General features: G+C 62.2%; 14 protein-coding genes and 1 tRNA gene. 3 read left to right on the forward strand and 12 right to left on the reverse strand.

Translation table 11 applies throughout. The features are described from left to right. Positions 1-101: 101 nt before the first annotated feature. The 7 genes from HQL56_02945 to HQL56_02975 form a co-directional block, all read right to left on the reverse strand. A complete protein-coding gene (locus HQL56_02945; protein MBF0308475.1) occupies positions 102-2180 on the reverse strand; it encodes a tetratricopeptide repeat protein in 2079 nt (692 codons plus the stop codon). 16 nt (positions 2181-2196) lie between these two features. Beyond that, on the reverse strand, positions 2197-4077 hold the full coding sequence (locus HQL56_02950) for a hypothetical protein (protein ID MBF0308476.1): 1881 nt from the start codon (positions 4075-4077) through the stop codon (positions 2197-2199). Continuing rightward, positions 4074-4475, reverse strand: a complete 402-nt coding sequence (locus HQL56_02955) for a hypothetical protein (protein MBF0308477.1) — start codon at positions 4473-4475, stop codon at positions 4074-4076. Before HQL56_02955 ends, HQL56_02950 begins: the two co-directional genes overlap by 4 nt. Then, complete coding sequence (locus HQL56_02960; protein MBF0308478.1) at positions 4472-6292, reverse strand: hypothetical protein; 1821 nt, start codon at positions 6290-6292, stop codon at positions 4472-4474. The genes HQL56_02955 and HQL56_02960 overlap by 4 nt, the downstream gene beginning before the upstream one ends. Before the next feature lie 81 nt (positions 6293-6373). Then, entirely contained in the window at positions 6374-7150 is a 777-nt protein-coding gene (locus HQL56_02965) for an ATP-binding cassette domain-containing protein (GenBank protein ID MBF0308479.1), read from the reverse strand. A 28-nt stretch (positions 7151-7178) separates the two neighbouring features. After that, positions 7179-9794, reverse strand: coding sequence for a hypothetical protein (locus tag HQL56_02970; protein MBF0308480.1), 2616 nt, complete (start codon positions 9792-9794; stop codon positions 7179-7181). Between the two features lie 109 nt (positions 9795-9903). After that, positions 9904-11325: an SUMF1/EgtB/PvdO family nonheme iron enzyme gene (locus tag HQL56_02975; GenBank protein ID MBF0308481.1), complete on the reverse strand. Its 1422-nt coding sequence runs from the start codon at positions 11323-11325 to the stop codon at positions 9904-9906. Positions 11326-11661: 336 nt separating this feature from the next. Between HQL56_02975 and HQL56_02980 the strand changes: the two genes are divergently transcribed. The 3 genes from HQL56_02980 to HQL56_02990 all read left to right on the forward strand — a co-directional run bounded on the left by HQL56_02980 (position 11662) and on the right by HQL56_02990 (position 12370). Then, positions 11662-11919, forward strand: a complete 258-nt coding sequence (locus HQL56_02980) for a hypothetical protein (GenBank protein ID MBF0308482.1) — start codon at positions 11662-11664, stop codon at positions 11917-11919. Between the two features lie 100 nt (positions 11920-12019). Next, positions 12020-12244, forward strand: a complete 225-nt coding sequence (locus tag HQL56_02985; GenBank protein ID MBF0308483.1) for a hypothetical protein — start codon at positions 12020-12022, stop codon at positions 12242-12244. A 49-nt stretch (positions 12245-12293) separates the two neighbouring features. Continuing rightward, positions 12294-12370, forward strand: a tRNA-Pro gene (locus tag HQL56_02990). 73 nt (positions 12371-12443) lie between these two features. Here the strand turns inward: HQL56_02990 and HQL56_02995 are convergent. From HQL56_02995 to HQL56_03015, 5 genes are all read right to left on the reverse strand, one after another. Beyond that, the gene (locus tag HQL56_02995) at positions 12444-13703 is read right to left on the reverse strand and encodes a serine hydrolase (GenBank protein ID MBF0308484.1); all 1260 of its coding nucleotides are present in this window, start codon (positions 13701-13703) and stop codon (positions 12444-12446) included. Next, positions 13637-16480, reverse strand: a complete 2844-nt coding sequence (locus HQL56_03000) for a hypothetical protein (GenBank protein MBF0308485.1) — start codon at positions 16478-16480, stop codon at positions 13637-13639. The genes HQL56_02995 and HQL56_03000 overlap by 67 nt, the downstream gene beginning before the upstream one ends. Continuing rightward, entirely contained in the window at positions 16477-17505 is a 1029-nt protein-coding gene (locus tag HQL56_03005; GenBank protein MBF0308486.1) for a GGDEF domain-containing protein, read from the reverse strand. Before HQL56_03005 ends, HQL56_03000 begins: the two co-directional genes overlap by 4 nt. 452 nt (positions 17506-17957) lie before the next feature. Beyond that, positions 17958-18341: a hypothetical protein gene (locus HQL56_03010; protein ID MBF0308487.1), complete on the reverse strand. Its 384-nt coding sequence runs from the start codon at positions 18339-18341 to the stop codon at positions 17958-17960. A gap of 143 nt (positions 18342-18484) precedes the next feature. Then, positions 18485-19183: a fumarylacetoacetate hydrolase family protein gene (locus tag HQL56_03015; GenBank protein MBF0308488.1), complete on the reverse strand. Its 699-nt coding sequence runs from the start codon at positions 19181-19183 to the stop codon at positions 18485-18487. Positions 19184-19203 lie beyond the last annotated feature (20 nt).

A 19203-nucleotide genomic window follows, 5' to 3' on the forward strand; every position in this document is an offset into this window, starting at 1 on the left:
GACCCGTCGGGGGGGATAATCCCCCCCGAACCCCCGTATACCTGAACAGATACACTATCGATTCACCAGCAGCGGCTATTTTGACGGACTTTCCGGCATCGTCAGGATATCGCTACCCGTCGGCTCAAAGCCTGACGCACCACCACGAGAAATTCCCGGGCCAAACGGCCCCCATCCCCCAGCGGCGAGGCCTGCACCTGCTCCCGCAGGGTGGCATGGGCTCTCCGGAGCCCCTCCTCGTCGAGAACCCGTTCAATCGCCTTGTCGACAAAACCTTCCGCAGAATCGGCCACCCACTGTCCACAGCCCGCCGCCTCCAGATGGGCTGCGCCGTGCCGGGCCGCAAAACGATCGCCGCGCAGGGAAACCATGGGAACGCCCATCCACAACGCTTCGCAGGTGGTGACCCCTCCGGCGTAGGGGAAGGTGTCCAATACCACATCGACGCTCCCCACCCGGGCCAGATGGTCGCCTTGCGCCCCTCCTCCCCGGAAGATGACCCGTTCCGCTCCGATACCGAACGGTTGCAGCCCCTGCACTATGCGCTGCCGGTTCCAGGCATCGTCGCAACCCCCGTATTTGAACAGCAGTGACGATCGGGGCAGGGCGGAAAGAATGCGACCGTAGCACTGCAGAACCTCCGCATTGATCTTGGCGGGGTTGGCGAAGCAACCGAAGAGAGGCCCCCGCTCCCGACCGGGGGGGGACCAAACTGGTGCGGGCAGGTCGGGCGGCGGGGTGTAGGCGATGTACCCTCCGGGCAGTCGCAACACCTCCTCGACATAATCCCCCTCTTCACCGTGGGGAATGTGCCGGGCATCGGCCAACACCGCATCCATGGCGCTCAGGCCGGTGGTGCCCACGTAGCCCAGCCAACTGATTTGCAGCGGGGCCACCCGCCGGGCGAAGACCGGCAGCCGGTTGTGCGCCGTGTGGCCCGCCAGATCGAACATCACGTCCAGCCCGTCGGCCAAAATCCCTTCGGCCAAAGCTTCGTCGTTCAGGCCGCACACACCCTTCCAATGGCTGCAACGACTCTTCAAGGCAGCACTGATGGCATCCTCCCGTTGCCGGTCCGAATAGCAGAAGAGCTCCACCTCCCGGACATCGAGGTGTTGCAACAGACTCAGCAGAAAAAAGCCCACCGGGTGCTGTCCGAGATCGGGGGAGAGAAAGCCCAGGCGCAGACGGCTGCCTGCGCCGCGACGCCAGGGATGGGTGCGAGACCACTCCCGCCAGGGTAGCCCATGGCGACGATCCCACTCCCGATGGGCGGCGAGCAGGCGTTGCCGATCCATGTCGGGCAGATAGTGCAGTCCCAGCAGCAGGGAAGAGTGCAGGCGGGGATCGGCGGGACGGTGCTCCAGCATGCGCCAGTAGGCCTCCTGGGACTCGTCGAGGCGGCCCAACTGCCGCAGGGCATTGCCATGGTTGCCTTCGACTTCGCCCCAGTCGGGACGCAGGCTCAGTGCCCGGCGAAAGGCCTCTTCCGCCTGACCCGGATTGCCCCCGTCAAGGCAGGCCTTGCCGAGGTTGTTCCAGGCTTCGGCATGATCGCTTTTCAGGGCGACGGCTTGACGCAAAATGGCAATGGCTTCCGGGTGGCGGGCGGTTTCGATCAACAGCACGCCCAGGTTGTTCCAGGCCTCGACCATGTCGGGTCGGCGTTGCAGCAGATCGCGCAGCAGGGTTTCGGCCTCGTCGGCGTAACCCTGTTCGAGCAGTACCAGGGCCAGGTTGCAGGCCGCAGCGTGGGAAGCGGGAGAGAGGGCGAGCCCCTGCCGATAGGCCTGTTCGGCCTGGGCGGGATGCCCCTCCTGGCGACGCAGATTGCCCAGACCGATCCAGGCCGCCGCCAGTGCCGGCTGCAAAGCCAGCGCCTTTTCGAAGGCTTGCCCCGCCCCGGTAAAATCCCCCCGGCGACGCAGCACCTCCCCCAGATTGGCCAGCCAGGGGGCTTCCCGGGGCCGTTGTTTCAGGGAGAGACGCATCTTGCGCTCCGCCTCCTCCAGCCGCCCCTCCTGGAAGTCGCACAGCCCCAGCAGATGCAGGGCATCCGGCTGCCCCGGCTGCAGTGTCAGAACCCGCTGCCACAACCGCACCGCCTCGGCGACGCTGCCCTGACGGTGCGCCGCCAGGCCTTGTTGCAGGAGGAATTGCCAGGTTTGGGGGGAAGTCATGGAAAAAACGGAAACATCAGTCCAGTCTCTTGCGGACCATTTTCAGCCCGATACGGTAGAGATCGGGGACATGGAAGATTTCAAAGTTTCCATCGCGATCTTCAAACTCCCCTCGCAACAGCCCGGCCTCCATAGCCTTCTCAAGATATTCTTCCACCTCTTTAAGATCCTGGCGTCTTATGGGCGTCGAACCGATCTTTTCCAATACATCTAACACTGCGCCAAGCTCAGGGTGTTCTTTTCTGAACCAGTCAACAGCATACTGGGATGTAGGCTCCAGAGCGCCACATATTGACCTAGGACGAATCAAGCTTTTCCAATATGGATTTTGACGATGCAAATGTTCTTCGATGGCCCACGAGTATAAGGAAAGTTTATTAGTTATATTATCACTTCTCGATCCATTAGAATCGTAAGCGCGATTCATCAGCCATTCACCTATTGAAATCCCTTGAATCCATCTTCCATAATATGCGTAAGATAAAAATTCGCCCTTTGAAATATAATCACCAATCGCACAACTTTGAATATTGTCTGTATCGATGCCCTCAAAAAACAGATCAGTATCTCCAATTAGACCACCTTTAAGGTTATCATTTTTTATTCGTTTAATATTCTCCTCTAACTTCCTCTCCCATTCATAAACCAATAAAGCATCAACCCAATCAACCAACTTTGTATAAGACGAGATCATCTCTCCAGAATCAGCCACACGATCCGAAGTCGCCACATCCTCCCTGTACGAGATAAAGTGGGTAATCTCATCTTCCCGCAACTCCATCAACCCACTCTTGACACGAGAAGCGGAAACTTGCGCCATCCAGTCTGAAACCCACCCCAAAGCAAGATCGCGATAGCGCCTCTTCACCTCCGGGGCATTGCTTTGGGGTACGGGAGAGACCAGAAAACGGACTTCCGGAGCATATTTCCCTTCCCGACCCGGACGCCTCACCCGAGACCTCAGCAAACCTTGTGTCAACAAACGGGTGCCTTGCTCCGCCTGAAGATGAGGGAAAAAGGTGATGATCGCCATATCGGAAAGCCCGAAGAGTAACGGACCGCTCACCTCCGAAAGCCCGGTGCGAGCATCCAAGAGAATCACATCCGGAACAAAAGGCAGACCCTGTTGCAACTTCCCCATAAACGTTAAAAGTGGATTATTGTCTTCCCTGTACCAATAATCCGGAGTAATGCTGCGAAGTCCTCTGGCATAATCAGCATCGACAAAACCCGCTGGCAATAAAAATAAATTATCAAATCTATGGATTTTTATTAAATTCTGGGAAAAATCTGGGTCGTCTCCCCGATCGATTTCCAATAGCAACTGAACAACACCTCTTGGGGTTTTCCCATCTTCCCTCAGACGGTATTTCCCTTCCGGACGCAAACCAAACAGCGACACAAGTCCGGGAGCTTCCAAATCCATATCCACACAAACCACTTTTCGACCGCGCCGCGCCAACGATTTGGCCGTGTAGGCCATGGCGGTGGACCGCCCTACCCCACCGCGCAATGAATAGAAGGTCACAACAATCGGTGGAGCAAGTTCCTCATCCCCATCCGTGGGAAACGGAACCAACTCCTCATCACCCGGAGCCTCCCGCCCCAACGCCTCCGGCCACAAAGGCAACCGTTCCGGCTCCTCGTCTCCCGGCAACGGCCCTGCCCACTCCCGCTCTTCGGGGATCAACACGTCAAGCCATTCGAAGTGAAGCTCTTCCAATCCCTTGGTGACAATCCCCCGCCGCTCCTCCATGGAACGACCCGTAAAACCTTCCGTTACCACCCCCACCCGCCATCCTTTGAACGGATCGGGCTGAACACGAACCTCGGCTTCACCGATACCCGCCTCGGAAAGATTCAGTCGGATTCGTTCAATAATCTGCTGGCGATTCATCCGCGTGACGCCCGTTTGCATTTACCTGCGATAATTCCAGAGATTCGTTTAGCCCCATCGACCATGTCCTGGCAAGAGGATCCGTTATCCGGGGAATAGCGCAGACCGGTGGACCACTTATTCATGAAAAAGCCAAAGGCCTCCGGTGCTGATTGGAAGCTACTAGTGGAAAAGCCCGCAGTCTTCCAAAGTCCGCGCAAATCATGTCCGGCAGGACCGCTCGATGGAAAATCTTTATCCCAAAAGGCGCAGTACTGCTTCAGTCTTGTTTCCAACACATACCCTGCCATATAAACGGCGCCGGTAAACCGTCCCGCTTTACATAAAGCCTCGGCATCCAAAGCCCGTTGACAGGCAATATCACCCCATATCCGATGATTATTACCTGGATCGTTCATCGTATCTTCTTCGGTGGCGGGTGCCCCTGGGAGTCGCCGTGCAGCAGGTCCGAGGGGGTGGTGCGCCAGGTCAGGGGCAGGCGGAAGGCCAGGATGAAGCTCATCAGCACCACCATGGCCAAGAGTCCGCCGAAGGTGATGCCGATGGTCAGCGGCGACAGGGGCAGCAGGTCCAGGCCGTGGTCCGGGGCCAGCATGCCTTCGTATCGCGCCACCACCTCCCGGAAGCCCTCCGCCAGGCTGAAGCGGAACAGAGGCAGCAGCCCCCCCAGGGTCAAGCCGCCCGCCACCAGCAGGGACAGACTCATCTGAAAAAGGAGTTTCAAATGGATCTGACCCCAGGTGAAGCCCCGACTGAGCAACATGCCGTAATGGTTGCGGCGATGATCCACCAGGGTGCCGATCTGGGCCATGAGCAGGAAAAAGAGCAGCAAGGCGAAGGAGATGGCGTAGGCCGGAACCAGGGTGGACAACACGTCGCTGACCATGTTGAAGCGGTTGAGGGCATCCTGGTACATGGGATGGATGTTCAGTGCCTGACGCCGGTCGGCGTTGCGCACCCCCCGAATGGCCTCGATCACCCCCATCAACCGGCTGGGATCCTGAACGAACAGGTGAATGGCCGAAAAGGAGACCCCGAAACTGGTCACGTCCCACGGCACCATCAGCGGCACCTTGCCCGCGCCGGGATCCCAATCGCTGCACAGATTGGCCCGCAAGGGATCGGTGCGGGGCAAGCGGTGACAGGGCAGCCACAACCAGTTGTCCCGGTCGTGGTTGACGGCATCCCACTTGGGGGGCGAACCGACTTCCGGACGGCGTTCCGCCTTGGCCAACGCGGGAAGCCGGCAGCGGCTGGAATGGATGTTCTGCAAACCCGTCAGCCCGGTGGCATCCACCTCGGCCTGAATGCAGCGCACATACTCCACCAACTCGCCACGCTTCTCCCCCAAAGCGGCCAACTGCCGCCCCTCCGGACTGACGGCATCCCCGGAATGGAGGGGATCGAACTTCAAATCGGGCAGATGATAGGCTGCCAACAGGGCGTTGTAGGTTTGCAGCGGAAAGAGATAGGCCACCGCCTCCATGGCGGGAATGTTGCTCGCCCAACGCACGGAGAAGGGCAGCAATCGCTCTTCCTGCGCCACGGAGACCTTCAACCAGAGGGTGTTCACCTCCCGAATGAAGGCTTCTCCCGTGGAAGCGCCCCGCCAGCCGCCGCGTCCGGTCTCCCGCACCATGGGCTCCACCGCCTGACGATAGGCCTCCACGTCGAACTGCCGCCGGAAGAGATTGGCGTTGAGCACCACCTCCAGCGGCAACCCCAGCCAGCTCTCGCCCAACTCGTTGCGCCGGGGGGGCTGGGACATCTTCCACAAGGGGTGATCGGGATAGACCCCCCAACCGACAAAATCGGGATCCGATTTCCAAATGGCGGAGTCGGGCAGATCGATGCGCGGCCCGCCCTGTCCCAAGCGACGATAAGGATGTACGCCGAGGCCCGGCGTCGCCTGGCCGTCCGCCCCCTTGAGAGCGCGCAACTGGGCCATGATGCGCATGTCTATGCCTTCGTGATTCTCCCAGTGGGAGGTCACCCATACCGGCACCCCATGGGGCGGAATGGCCCCCAGCAGGGCATTGCCCAACCCTTCCAGAAACCCCTTGCGTCCGCCCACCAGCAACAGCGCCAGGCTGAAGACCAGCGCCATCAACAGGGTCAACCAGGCAAAATCCCGCGCCCCGCCTTCACAACCGAACTTGCCGCACCGAAAGGTGCGACGGAAGGCAATCACTCCCAGGCGAATCCACACCGGCATCGGTCACCCCTCTACAGAATCGTCCATGCCATCCAGTACACAAAAACCGTATCCGGGGGGTGAAACACCCAAACCGCCGGCTCAACTCTCTTCGTTTTGGGTACGCTGCAACTGGCAGCGCCCGCTGGAAACCAACAAACGGTGGGTCACCCGGGGATCCAGGGCATCGGAAAGGTGATGCGTCACCCAGATGAAGAGGCGATCCCCCGTCTCCAGCCATTTATCCACCACCGCCATGACCTCTTTGCGAGTGGCGGTATCCAGACTGCCGGTGGGCTCGTCGGCGAAAAGCACATAGGGATCGTGAATCATGGCCTGGGTCAGGGCCACCCGTTGCAGTTGGCCCCCGGACAGCTCGCAGGGATAACGGGCCATCAGCTCGTCCACCTCCTCCTCGCCAACCTCTTCCGCCTCGCTGCCGCACAGCAGCACCCGCCGTACCGACTCCCGCACCCGTTCCTCCATCTCCTTGCGCCCCCAGCCTTTACGCAGTTGCAAGGGATAGAGCAGGTTCTCCCGCACCGAGAGATAGGGCGTCAGGGTGCTGCGCTGATAGGCGAAGCCGAAGTAACGCCGCCGAATCTGCGCCAGGGAGAGGGTCGAGACCCGTTTGTCCAAACCCCGATGATCCCAGGCGGCCCGTTTGCCGTCGGGAAAGACCCAGCGCACCCGCCCCTGAAAGGGCATCTTCAGGAAGGTGAGCAGATAGAGCAAGGTACTTTTGCCACTGCCGCTGCGTCCCAGCACCGGCAGGCGCTGCGAGATGGTGCGGGCGTCCATGTGCAGGGAGCCCACCTCCAGATTGAAGCTCTTGCCCCATCCCACCAGGGTGGGTTCCACTTCCACTCCCCAGCTCATATGCGATCCCTGCCTCCCGTGCGCCCCGTCAGGGCAGATAGTCCTGGGGAACCCAGTAGCCCCGTGCCCCACCGAAGGTGTGCCCGAAGCGGAACTCCTTGCTCGGCCCCAGGGGCTGAGCCTCGATGTTGCCCACCACCCGACTGAGATTGCGCCCGTTTTCGGTCGCGTCGGGGCAGCGGTGATCCTGATGCTTTTCCGTGGAGAAGACGGGCCGGTTGAAGTCCCGCTCCACGATCTCCAGCATCTGCCGGGACTTGATGGCCCACAGCGCCAGACGGCGCAACTCGCAGACCGGAACCGCCGGAACCGGCTTGCCCCGTTTGTCCAGGACGACCTTGCCGTCGGCACCGGCCACGGACATGTTGCCCTTGTCGTCGCGCACCGTCTGTTCGGCGGAAAGCGAGGCGACGTGATAGCTCAACAGCGGGCTGTGATGACGCACCGGCAGACCACCCCGACGCTGGGCGTACTCGGCGGGAGTCTCCCCGGAGACATCGATGGGCGGACGACGGATCTCCTGCTGCAAGCCCAGAATCATGGCGCTGATCAGAGCCCGGCGCAGTTGCGGTTCCGGCAGTTCGAAATAGCCTTCGAAGCCCCGCAGGATGCGAATCCACGACGACAGGGCCGATGAGGCCACCCACAGCTCTTCCACGATATCGGGGGTGGATTCGACGTACCCCATCAGCGTGGTGTCGTAGACCCGTCCCTCGCACTGGCTGCCCAGTTCGCCGCAAGCCCCCTGTTTGAGGATGTGCCAGTAGACGCCGGGGATGTCGCTGCGCTCCCGGCGCAGCCGCTCGATGACCGAGGAGAGAGCCGCCCCTCCCCGGATGTCGAGGATGATCTCATCGATCAGGGCGCTGCCGCCGAAGCGTTCCACCGTACCCAGAATGCGGCTGGTCAGCTTCTCCTCTTCCATGCGCAGGAAGTGGTCCGCCGACTTGCCATCGGCGGGCAGAGAGTCGGTCAACAGGCTGCGGGACTGGCTTTCGAAGCGATCGTAGGCCTGTTTGTAGGCGCCGGGATGTTTGGTGGTCTCGGGCCGGAACGGTGTCTGAATGAAGAAGGGCACGATGCTGTTGGTCTTGACGCCGGGCTGGTTGCTGCCGCGCAGCAGTTGCACCAGGAGTTCACGGGAGACGGCATCGTGGTACTTGGAGGAGCGGCTGGGCCGGTTATGCACGAAACCGTTGTCGATGGCATCCTTGTACCCGGCATCGCCGATGACGAAGAGTACCTTCAAATGGTCGGGGCAGGCGCCGATATCCTCTTTCAGCACTTTGCCGAGTCCACCGTAGACGTTCTCCTCGTAGTCGTCGTCGGCAGTTTCCGAGCTGACCTGCACCTTGGCGATGGCGGAATCGAAGGCCTTGAAGTTCTCCTCCTGCTCCTTGGCGTTGACCTGGCAATTGCTGCCCAACGGCAGGCCTTCCCCGATGCCTTCCTTGGAGCCGCTGACCATCTTGTCGGCATAGGGGTCGCGGTAGACCCGGAAACCGAAGCGGAACTGATTGTCCTTGAAACCCTGGGTGCCGCGCAGTGTTTGCACGATCTCCTGGATGACGCCCTTCTTCTTGTCGGTACCCCGCACCGCGTCGATGACCGCGCCCATGCTGGCGGTTCCGTCCAGCAGAAAGAAGATGTCGACGTTCTTTTTGGAGGAGAGGGATTTGGTCGATTCGCTGGAAGCTCCCCGCACCAGTCCCGCCGAAACGGCGAATTTGCCGTCACCCACCGGACGCCCCACCAGACCCGGTCGCGCCAGGGCCACTTTGTAGAATCGACGCGCTGCGGGCCCCGTGGCGAAATCCTCGGGAGCCACCTGGGCCCCCTTTTCGTCCACCATCTCCAGAACGGGAACACGCATGGAGGATTTGAACCAATCCGGTCCCCCTTCCACGGGATGGCAGGCTTTGGCATTGCGGCTGACCGCATCCTCCAGCCGCTCGTAGGAGCAGACGGTGCCCCGGCCCTTGCCGTCCGGGGATTTCAGATCTTCACGGGGTCGGATGCCGAAGGCGTTGTTCCACAAAAAGCCGTCGTTGCGGTTGACCCAGCCCAGGAGGATATCGTCCTCTTCCAGGCGGAAGCGGTCGGCGATGAGCATGGCCTTGTCCTGGACATCGAAGACAAAATACATGTGGAAGCGGGAGGCCCCCTCGCGACACTTCTCCTTGCCACCGACGCATTCGGAGAGTTCAGGATCCTGAAAGACTTTCACCGTGGGCTCGGGCTCCCCCTCGGCGCGCGGCGCGGTGCCGGTGCGGATGAAGAATTTCATTTCCAGCCCCGAAGAGGCTTTCAGAGGCAGGTTGCGACAGAGCAGGTGACGTTTCTCCACCCACCCCGTGGCCGCTTCCTGTCCCTGGGCGCGAAAGACGCGCACCTCCAGCCGGGGGCCTTCCTCCTGAAGAACTTCCGCCTGCTGGTTGAAGGTGAGGTTCTGTTGGACTTTGGTCTCGCGGGAGGAGGCATAGAGGGGGGTTTTGTCGCGCAGCACCCGCACCACCCCGGCCCAGCGCAATTTGCCCTCGTGATAAAACGGTGCGAAGTCGTAGGCGGCGCAATGGCCCACCTGCTGCTCACCGGGAGCGCCGCTCACCGGGGTGGAAGTGATCAACCCGAGGAAGAGGAACATCGCCGCCACCGCATGAAGCGGCCCAGCCCCCTTCCGAATCCGAAAAAGATGTGGCATTCGTCCTGATCGTGACACCTCGGCACCCCCCTCTTTTCAAGCCTGCCGGGGACTAATTATCCCCCAACGCCCCGGCGGCATCGTCATGCAATACGACCCGGAACTCCCCCATGGCGATCATGGCCAGCATGCAGGGCGGCTCGAATCGCTCTCCCGGTTCCAGATCATCCAATCCACCCACCAGCAGAAAGCCCGCCGAGCAGGTGGAACGGGTCCATTCCCTCTCCCCCGAAAGCAGGTTTTCCAGCAACCGCTGGCTCTCGCGTCCGGCCCCTTCGTAAACCCGATTTTGCAGATAGAGCAGCGCCCCGGTCCACTCTTCCCGGCTTTGCAGGCGGAAATCGCAGCCCGACTGCTTGCGCAACCAGTCCACATATTCCATGGTGCCTTCCTGGGAGAGCCGTTTGACCGCCCCCACCTCTCCCGAACCGGCTTGTCGTCCTTTGCCCCCGTCCGTGGGAACCGACATACCGAGACGGGCCGCGACACGCTCCTTGTCCGCGCCGCGCAGTCCGCCCACCCAGGCCAGGAAACGTCCGAACTGGGCGTGACTGACCTCTTCGCGCTGCACGAAGAAGGGCTTTTCCACCCGCGTCTTGACCAATCCCCGGGCTTTGAGGCGGGAGGTTGCGGAAGGGGCTTCCTTGCCTTCCTTCAAGGTGTAGGATCCGGCGGGAACCCGCTCCATGCGCGGGAAAACACCCCCTTCGCCATCGTCGAGCTGGCAGCGTCCCCGACGGACTTTGCCCGGAGCCTCGTTCCGGTTTTCGACGGCAGCCGCCTTGAGGCCTGCGGGAGGCCTGGCCTCGACCACTGTTTCGGCGGCAGGCGGAGAAATTGGCGAGTTCATTGCAACGGAAGGGGCTGCGAGGTTCGTGGCCGGCGGGGTGGTCGCGGAAGTGACGGGCGCTTCCGGAGCCGGGCTTTGACCGGGGGCCGCAACCGGCACGGAGTAGTCTTCGGCGCGGGGACCGGCATGGGTTCCGGGCGGCAGATTCGGCTTTCCGGGGGATCCCTCCCTGGCCGGCGACCCCTCCTTCAGGGAGACGGACTCCTTGGCCAGCAACACCTCCTTGATGGGAGGCGAATCCTTGCCGGCCACCGGCGGGGCCTGGGCCGGCACGACTTCCCGTGAAGGCGGCGTCTTGGCCTCCTTGGCGGCGGAAGCGGCTTTGGCGGGAAACTCGCCTTTGAGACTCGGTGGCGGCGCGGAGGGGGTCTCCCCGACCGGGGCCGGGGTCTCCCGGGGGGCGCCTTGCCACCACTCGGGATAGAGCCAGCCCAGAACCACGATGATCAACAACACGGGAACCAGCCACCGCTGACCCCGGTGACGTCTGAAGACGGGACGGTTGGCCATGCCCCGTCCACCCTCCCGCATGCGGGCGCTGCCCAGGCGGAATGTGGACGGACTGCTGCGGCGACTGCCTTCCGAGCGAAATATATTGCGTTCGCGGTCGTTGTTTTTGAACACGGCGGACAGGATCCCTCCCGAAAGATGACCACCCCGGATTGGCATGATATGACGGAACCGCACTCAAGAGAAGAACCACCGGCAGGTCCGGACCGATTTCCTCCCCCCTCCCACCAATAACCTCCCCACCACCGGAGTGTCAACCCGGCGTCATTGTGTCACGGTTTCGACGCCAGCTCGACGCTACTCGACTCCGGCGACACCCGTAGTGCGGTCAGTACAGCCTTTTCCATAATTCGGCACACAAGTTGCTACTCCATTTAACGAAGAGACCTGTTTCAAAAGCGGTACCCGCTGAGGCACCGTTAAGAAACCTACAGTAAGGAGTACGCGACGATGACCACCATCAATACAGCAACCCCGGTTATGGCAAACCACTCCGTGGGCACGCACAAGACCCTGGTATTGCGCTCCCAGATGGAGTTGATGGAGTGGGTCACCGGGTCGCGTCGCAATGCGGCGGAAGAGGCCTCCCCTCGCCTGCCCGCCCGTCTGGCCGAAAACAATCAGGCCGGACGCGCCCCCCGATTCTACCAGATGCCGATGTTCGAGGACGAACTCCTGGCCGCCACCCTCCGCAAAAGCGGAACCTGACCCCATACGGGTCGTTATCAGTGTCTAAAAACCAATTTGGCACGAACAAGGACATTTCAGCAAGCCCGCAGGATGCGGAAAAGACCATAGGGAGAAGCAAATGAGCAGACATGGACTGTTGGACACCCTGCAAAAGATTCACAACCTCGATCGCCCCGAAGAAGAGTACCGCACCGTTCTCTCCCGGTACACCGATACGGAGCTGACCCAGTTGGAGAATCTGACCCGGCTGGAAAAACTCACCGATGCCGAGTTCGCTCTGCTCGATCGCATCGTAAAGCGCATCTACAGCGATCTGGTCAATTTGATCAGCGCCGCTGCCTAATATCCTTGACACCCTCCCCATCCCCGCATATCATCGCCGGATTGGTCGACGGGGTGTGGCGCAGCCTGGTAGCGCACTAGCATGGGGTGCTAGTGGTCGGAGGTTCAAATCCTCTCACCCCGACCAGTTTTTGATGCGAGAGATACAAAAGGCGGTCAGCCCTCGGGCTGGCCGCTTTTTTATTGGCCGCTCAATATTCTCATGGCCACGCCATCTCCCGCCCCAGGGCATCCCCCAGACGTTGCAGCGTCGACTCGGCCTCGCCGGTCGGCAAACGGCACAGCAACGTCACCAGATAGCGCCGCTGCCCCGAACCGGATCGAGCCGGGGACTCCACCAGGGAGACGGCGTTCATCACCGTCTCCCGTGGGCCGGGCAATGAACCGCCCTTGTAATAGAGGGCCGAGCCGGCGAGGCTCTCCCCCGCCGCGAAGCGATGACGCCTGCCGGTGAAATAGAGCAGCCGCTTCATCTCCAGCGAAGACCACTCATCCACCAGCCGCCCCTGCTCCAGGCGCAGCAGAAATCGCGCCAGCTCCCGGGCCGTGGCCGTCGATCCGCCACCTCCCGGCACCCTCTCCCGAGCCCGACGGGTCCAGAAATTTCCCACTCGAAAGGCCTCCGACGACAGCTCTGCTGCTGCCATGGCCTCGGAAAGACCCCGCCGCACCTCTTCCCAAAGACCACTCTGCCGGAAAAAGGCCGCCTCGCTCGCCTCATCAGGCGGATAGGCCTCGCCGAAACGGCGCATCAGCAGGGCCTCCTTCCAAACCACATTGGCCGCAGCGTTGCTGGAAGCGGTGAACAGGTGGTCAAGCCACTCCATGAGACTGAAACGCTCCGTCTCCTCAGCCTGCCTCCAGATCACCCGATCTTCCGCCGCCTGATAGAGCGGAATCGTGTGATCATCGCCCCGCAACCACTCCCCCCCCGCCACCAGACGACCGCGCAACAGCTCCACCCGCTTGGCCACCTCCGGTCGGACCCGGGCCAGTTCGTGAAACAGCGACAGCACCACCAGCAGTTTGCCCACACTGGCGGGCGCGCCGGGTTGCTCCTCCGCCACCCCGGCCCACTGCCGCTCCCGGCCCCGGGTGTAGTCGAGCAGCACGGCGGAGCAATCACCGTTAGCCCCCAGAACCCGCTTCAACACCCCCGACAAGGCCTCGTCCCGCCTCCCCAGCTCACCCGAACGGGCCTGTTCCTCCGTCAGGTGCAGAACGATGGACTCCCGACCCCGCAAGGCCCCCGGCGGCATCAGCAACGCCTCGACGGAATAGGAACTCCCCGGTCGAAATCCCGGCAGTCGCCGGATACCCATGATTTCATCATCCAGCGGATAGCCCTGAGCCAGGCCGGGCAGCAGCAACAGAAGGATTATCCGACCCGCCTTCACGGCAGGCAGGCGGAAACCGCCTCGGCCAAGCCATCCCCGGAAACCGTCACCCGGACCGGCCACTCATCCCCCGGTGCGAGACGCCGCTCCGAACCCGGCAAACGATCCAATTCCGCCAGGGCCGGCGGCTGACTGAAAGGGCGAATCTGCAACAGCCACAAACGATTCCGGGCGAAGGCGAACTCCACATTCCAGGCCCCCTCGGGATGCTCCCGCATCACCCGCTGCGCCAGACTGCGAAGGGACTGCCGCTCCTCCTCCGCCAGAACCCGCCCCTTGGGCGCAGGACGCCACTCCAACCCGCCCAGGTCGCTGGCCAGACGCTGCCAGGGCGCCTTGGCCTCGCCGATCAGGCCGGTCCCCCCATCGAAGCGCAACAGCAGTGTTTCGGCGGCGCTGTTGTCCACGGCGCCGCCGATTCCCCAGGCCGTGGCCACGGTCACTCCCCCGGAACCGCCCGTCAGATCGGTGGTCACCAACACCCCCGATTTTTCCGAGGGAATGGTCTCCATCAGCAGCACCCCCGGCACCACATCCCACGGATTGGCCAGACCCCGCAGACGCCAACCCACGGCCCGATCCGAAAAGACCGAGGCCCAGACGCGACCCATGGCCGTCAACTGCGCCTCCAGCCCCACCACGTTGGGCACCGTCTCGTTCAAACCCGCTCCGGAATAACCCGGCAGATCCTCGGCGTTGGAGTCGGATCGCACGAAGAGACCCAGCCCCTCCACCCAGTTGAACTCGGCGCGGATGGCCCCCTCCACCTCCCCACGCACCTCGGGACGCTGCGCCATCGCCGCAATCTCCTGACGCAGGCGCTGCAGCATCCCGGAGAGTTCCGCCTCCGGAAGGTTTCCGGCCTTGACCTGCCGCATGCCCTGCCGTGCGGCTTCCCAGGCCTCCTGCAAGGCCGGATGGGCCAGACGCAGAAAAAACCCGAAGGGAAAAGCCACGGCCCGCGCCACGGAACCGGGATAACGCCGGGCCAACTCCCCGACACCCGCCGCCTTGCCCCCCACCACACGTCCGGCAAGCCCGGCATGCAGGGTCTTCAACCCCAAAGGCCGGCTCTGGGAGGCATCGACCGGAGGAACCGTTACCGGCGCCAGGACAACCGTCTCTTTAGCCTTGGCCCGATCGAGGGAGACCCTTCCGTCTGAGGAAACGCTCAATTCCATGGGCAAACCGTTCAGACGACCCAGGGCCCGCCAGACCTCCGGTGTCACCTCGGCAAAGGGAATACGCCGATTCCGCGCCAGTATCTGCAGATGGGAGACGGGATTGCCCTCACCCACCGAAAGCAGACCTTCCGCCGGGGGAGCCTCCTCCCGCCCCGGAGGCAGCACCCGAATCAGCCCCTTGCCGTTCTCCTCCCCGCCGCCGTTCCCGTCCGAACGCAAAACCCCCTGGGCCCGACCCGGACTGCCGCCCCGAAGACCCTGAACCGGATGTCCGCACAACAGGGCGTCGGCTCCCGGAGTCAGACCCTGTTCCAAAACCGCCGCCCAGGCCGCCAACGGCAGAACCACGGAACCCCGAATCTGTTCATCCACAAAACGACCGGCCCGCGCGTCCAGAGATTCGTAGGTCACCAGCGCCTCGGCAAAGGTGTGGCGGATGCCACCTTCCATCCAACCCACCAGACGACGCAGGGTGTGCGCCGCCTCGCGCCCGCCCTGACCCTGCTCCACCTGGGCCAGAGCGGTCAGAAGGGCCGCCTTCTCCCCCTCCGAAAGCCATCCCCCGGCCCAGGCGGCACGAATCAACAGCCCCATCCAGGCCACTCCCTCGGCCACCGTTTTCGGTTCACCGAGAGCCAACGCGCTCAGACGAAGCTCCCCTTCCACCTCTTGAAGGGCCAGAAGGAGCTGCAGGCGGTGCAGGGCGTCACGAGCCACGGGCAGCGTGTGCCGAATGGCCTCCATCAATCCGGTCAGTCTTTCGATGGCCTGCGGCAGAGAGGCTGCGCCAAATATCCCCTTTACATACGCCGTCACCTCCTCCCCCAGGGAGGCGGACAACTTCTCCAGACGTTGCAGGCGGCCTTCCGGGCCGTAATAGCGCTCCAGCGCTGTCCGAATCTCCTCCCCCAGACGACGCTCTTCCGTCGTCAGGCCCGGTTCCCGCTCCAGCCATTGCCGCACCTCGTCCGTCACCCCCGTTGCCGGCTGGCCGTGAATCCGAATGCGCAATTCATTGAAGGAGGGGTGAATTTCTCCCAACTGCCGCGCCATCTGCCTCAAGCGGCGGGTGGCATCCCCTTCCCCGCCTCCGTGAGGCACGGCGCGAAGCAGCTCCCGCGCCAGCAACAACTCCCTCTCCACCCAGGGACCGTCTTCGAACAAGCCCAGCAGCAGGGCCTCACCCTCGCGAATCTCGTCTTCGATCTGCACCAGCCCGGCGTGGCTCAAAGCCCCGCGCATCACCCAACCCCCGTCGAGCTGCATCAGATAACGTTCCAGGGGAATCTGACGCAGTCTCTGCCGCCGGCTCGCCTCCGAACCCCCCTCTTCCCAGGCGGCGAAAAGGGTACCCACCCAAACCCCCCGCTCGGCCAGCCACTGCCGAGCGGCGGAATGACGGCCGTGCTGCCAGCCGCCGCCGTGGTTGCGACAGTTACCCTCCGAGGGGGCCAGGACCGCGCCGTCCCGGCAAAACCAGTAGACCCCGTCGAACGGCCCCAGAGAGGAGGTGCGCATGGAGGATACCAACCGGCGCATCTCCCCCAGGGTCTCCTCCGCCGGCGGCAACAGCGCCGGCGGGGTGGCGCTCCAGCCGCAGAGCGCCTTGCCCAGGAGGAAAACCCCCGTCAACCGCGCCAACAGAGAGGGTCTCATGCCCACAATTCCACGTCGTTGGCCGTATGATCCACCTGACGGAGATCCCCGGAAGCTACCAGATGGTCGAAGGATTGAACCTGATTGCGACCATGCTCCTTGGCAAAATAGAGGGCCTGATCGGCTTTTTCGATGAGGGCGGAGGGCAGATCGCTCTGGTTGACCATGACGAAGCCGATGCTGACGGTGACATGTTCCGCCTTGGGAAACCGGTTCCGGGCCACCACCTGGCGGAAACGTTCCAGTGCGAAGGCCGCCTTGGCCAGGTCCACCTCCGTCAAAATGGCCAGAAATTCTTCCCCTCCGAAACGATAGAGGCGGTCCGTGTGGCGAAACATGTTTTCCATGCAGCGGGCAAAGAGAATCAGCACCTCGTCGCCGATGGTGTGTCCGAAGGAATCATTGATGCGTTTGAAGTGGTCGATGTCGAAGACGGCGAGGGCGGCGCCACTGCCGGGAGTGCGATTGTCCCGGGGACGGTGATGCAGGGTGTCCAATACCAGCGCGATGGTTTCGTCGAAGGAGCGGCGGTTGAGCAGACCGGTGAGGGGATCCTGATCCTTGTCCCGCAACAGGCTCTGCAGATTCTGAAACATGCCCCAAAGAAGGGAGCCCATGTCGCGCGCCGCGTCATTCAGCTCCCCCGGAAGAAAATCCTGGATCAGAACGCAACTGTTCCGGCCCCGATCGTACAAGATCCGGATCACCCGTTCCTGACCCGCACAGGCCATGAACTCCACCTGAAGGGCTTCGGGCTGAGCCAGAATTTCAGCCACCCCTTCCAACCGCTCCGGAAACAGTTCACATCCTTCCGGATCCAGCGGGGAGACCAGAACCATGCGACGACGCTTTTCCAGGGCATCCGGCACGAACTCTTCGCGAATGTCGAAGAACTGGCTCCTTCGGGAGCCGGTCAGTTTGTTGAGTCCGGCAACCAGTGCGGCAACGAGTTCCAGACGGTCCTTGCGGCCCGTCATCGTCACCAGCAAGTCAGCCGCCCCCCCGGCCAACCAATCCTGCCCCATAAAAATGCCTCAAGAAGAATAAATTGTCCGCGCCGCTCCGCTCAGGATGGCTTATTCATGGCTCCGGAGCGCTCGGGAGTCAAGCCTTTTCCCGAGGTTCATGAACCACATCGACTTGTGCAAAAAAATATCGCGCTGCAAAAATTTTGGCGTTGCAAAATAGTGACAATCCCGTTATATCTATTTTCAACGCCACGGGGTCGGGTTCCTGGATTCGTCGCCCTCGAGAAAGGAACCCGGTCCACCCCCTCACCACCCCCGAAAAAAACCTGCGCCTCCGCCTCGCAACGCCCTTTGCGCCATGGCGGGTCAGGTTCCGTCCCTCCCCCAGGAATTCCCCACTCGCGTTACGTGCAGCAGATAGATTCCGGTTCATCCCCGCGACGTGCCCTTCCCCGTCAGTGAAAGGGCCTCGCCACGAAGCGTGCGGTTGGGTTCTGCGGAGCGCCCCGTCAGTGGTGTACCGCGTTATCCCAGGGATAAGTCTCGCGGGTATCGTAGAGGGAAAAATCGGATTTGCCGCCGCTCTGCACACCAATCCCCTTGCCTGAACTTCCCATCACGAAGCGCATGAAAGACATGAAATCGATGCCGTCTTTGGCCAGTTCCTTGCGGTAGAAGGGGCAATCCGGACACCCTTCCTTACTGCCCGACTTGGCCGAAGTCCCGCAGAAAGTCCCCTTGATGAAGAGGCAGGCACGTCCCCCATTGCGTCCGCCGTTGAACCCGTCGGATTGACGATAGGCGGCTGCGGGACAAATACCCGACTCACGGACTTTGGCCCCACCCGGTTCACGACCACAATGCATGAATTCCCAGCAGTTGGTCTTGCCCATGCCACCCCCTCAACGTGTTGTCGCCCAATCGGTGACGATCCCGTGCCACCGTCCGGACCAACCCTCTTTTTTGGAACCTTATGTCAAAACCGCAAAAAATGAAAGAGAAATTTGCAAATCTTGCAACTTCCTTAAAACGGGCCCTATGGTGGCGATTGGTCGGCACTGCCGACCTCTCCCGTATAACGCCAAGGGGGGTCGGCTCCTCCATCGAGCCAGAGTTCGAGCCGGTCTCCGGGAGCCAGGGCGGCGACACCGGCAGGGGTGCCGGTCAGGAAGACATCTCCCGGCAACAGGGTGAAATACCGGGAGGCGAAGGCCAACAACTCCCCCATGGGGGTCAGCATCAGGCCGGGATGACCCTCTTGACGACGGTCGCCGTTCACTGCGAGGCCGAAGCGCAGGGCAAGGGGATCGTCAATCCGGGAGGCCGGCACAAAGGGGGTCAACGGGGCGGAAGCATCGAAGGCCTTGGCGGTTTCCCAGGGCAGCGCGGCCTTTTTCAGCCGATCCTGTCTCTCCCGCAAGGTCAGGTCCAGCCCCACCCCGTAACCGGCCACCGCCTTCAGAGCGGAGGCGGCGGTGGCGCGACACAGTTTCCTGCCGATCAGCAGGGCCAGTTCCACCTCGTGGTGACAGGCCCCCTGCCCCGGCGGCCAGACAAGCGGCCTTTTCAGGGAGACCATGGCGCAGGAGGGTTTCAAAAACAGCACCGGCTCCTCCGGCACGGCATTGTCCAACTCCCGGATGTGGGCCACGTAGTTGCGTCCCACGCAGACCACTTTTCCGGGCCGCCAGGGAACCTTTTCACCCGACAACCAGCGATGGGCATACGATTTCATGGGCTTCTCCCCGGAAGGGC

The sequence above is a fragment of the Magnetococcales bacterium genome (genome assembly GCA_015231925.1).
Classification (GTDB): Bacteria; Pseudomonadota; Magnetococcia; order Magnetococcales; family JADGAQ01; genus JADGAQ01.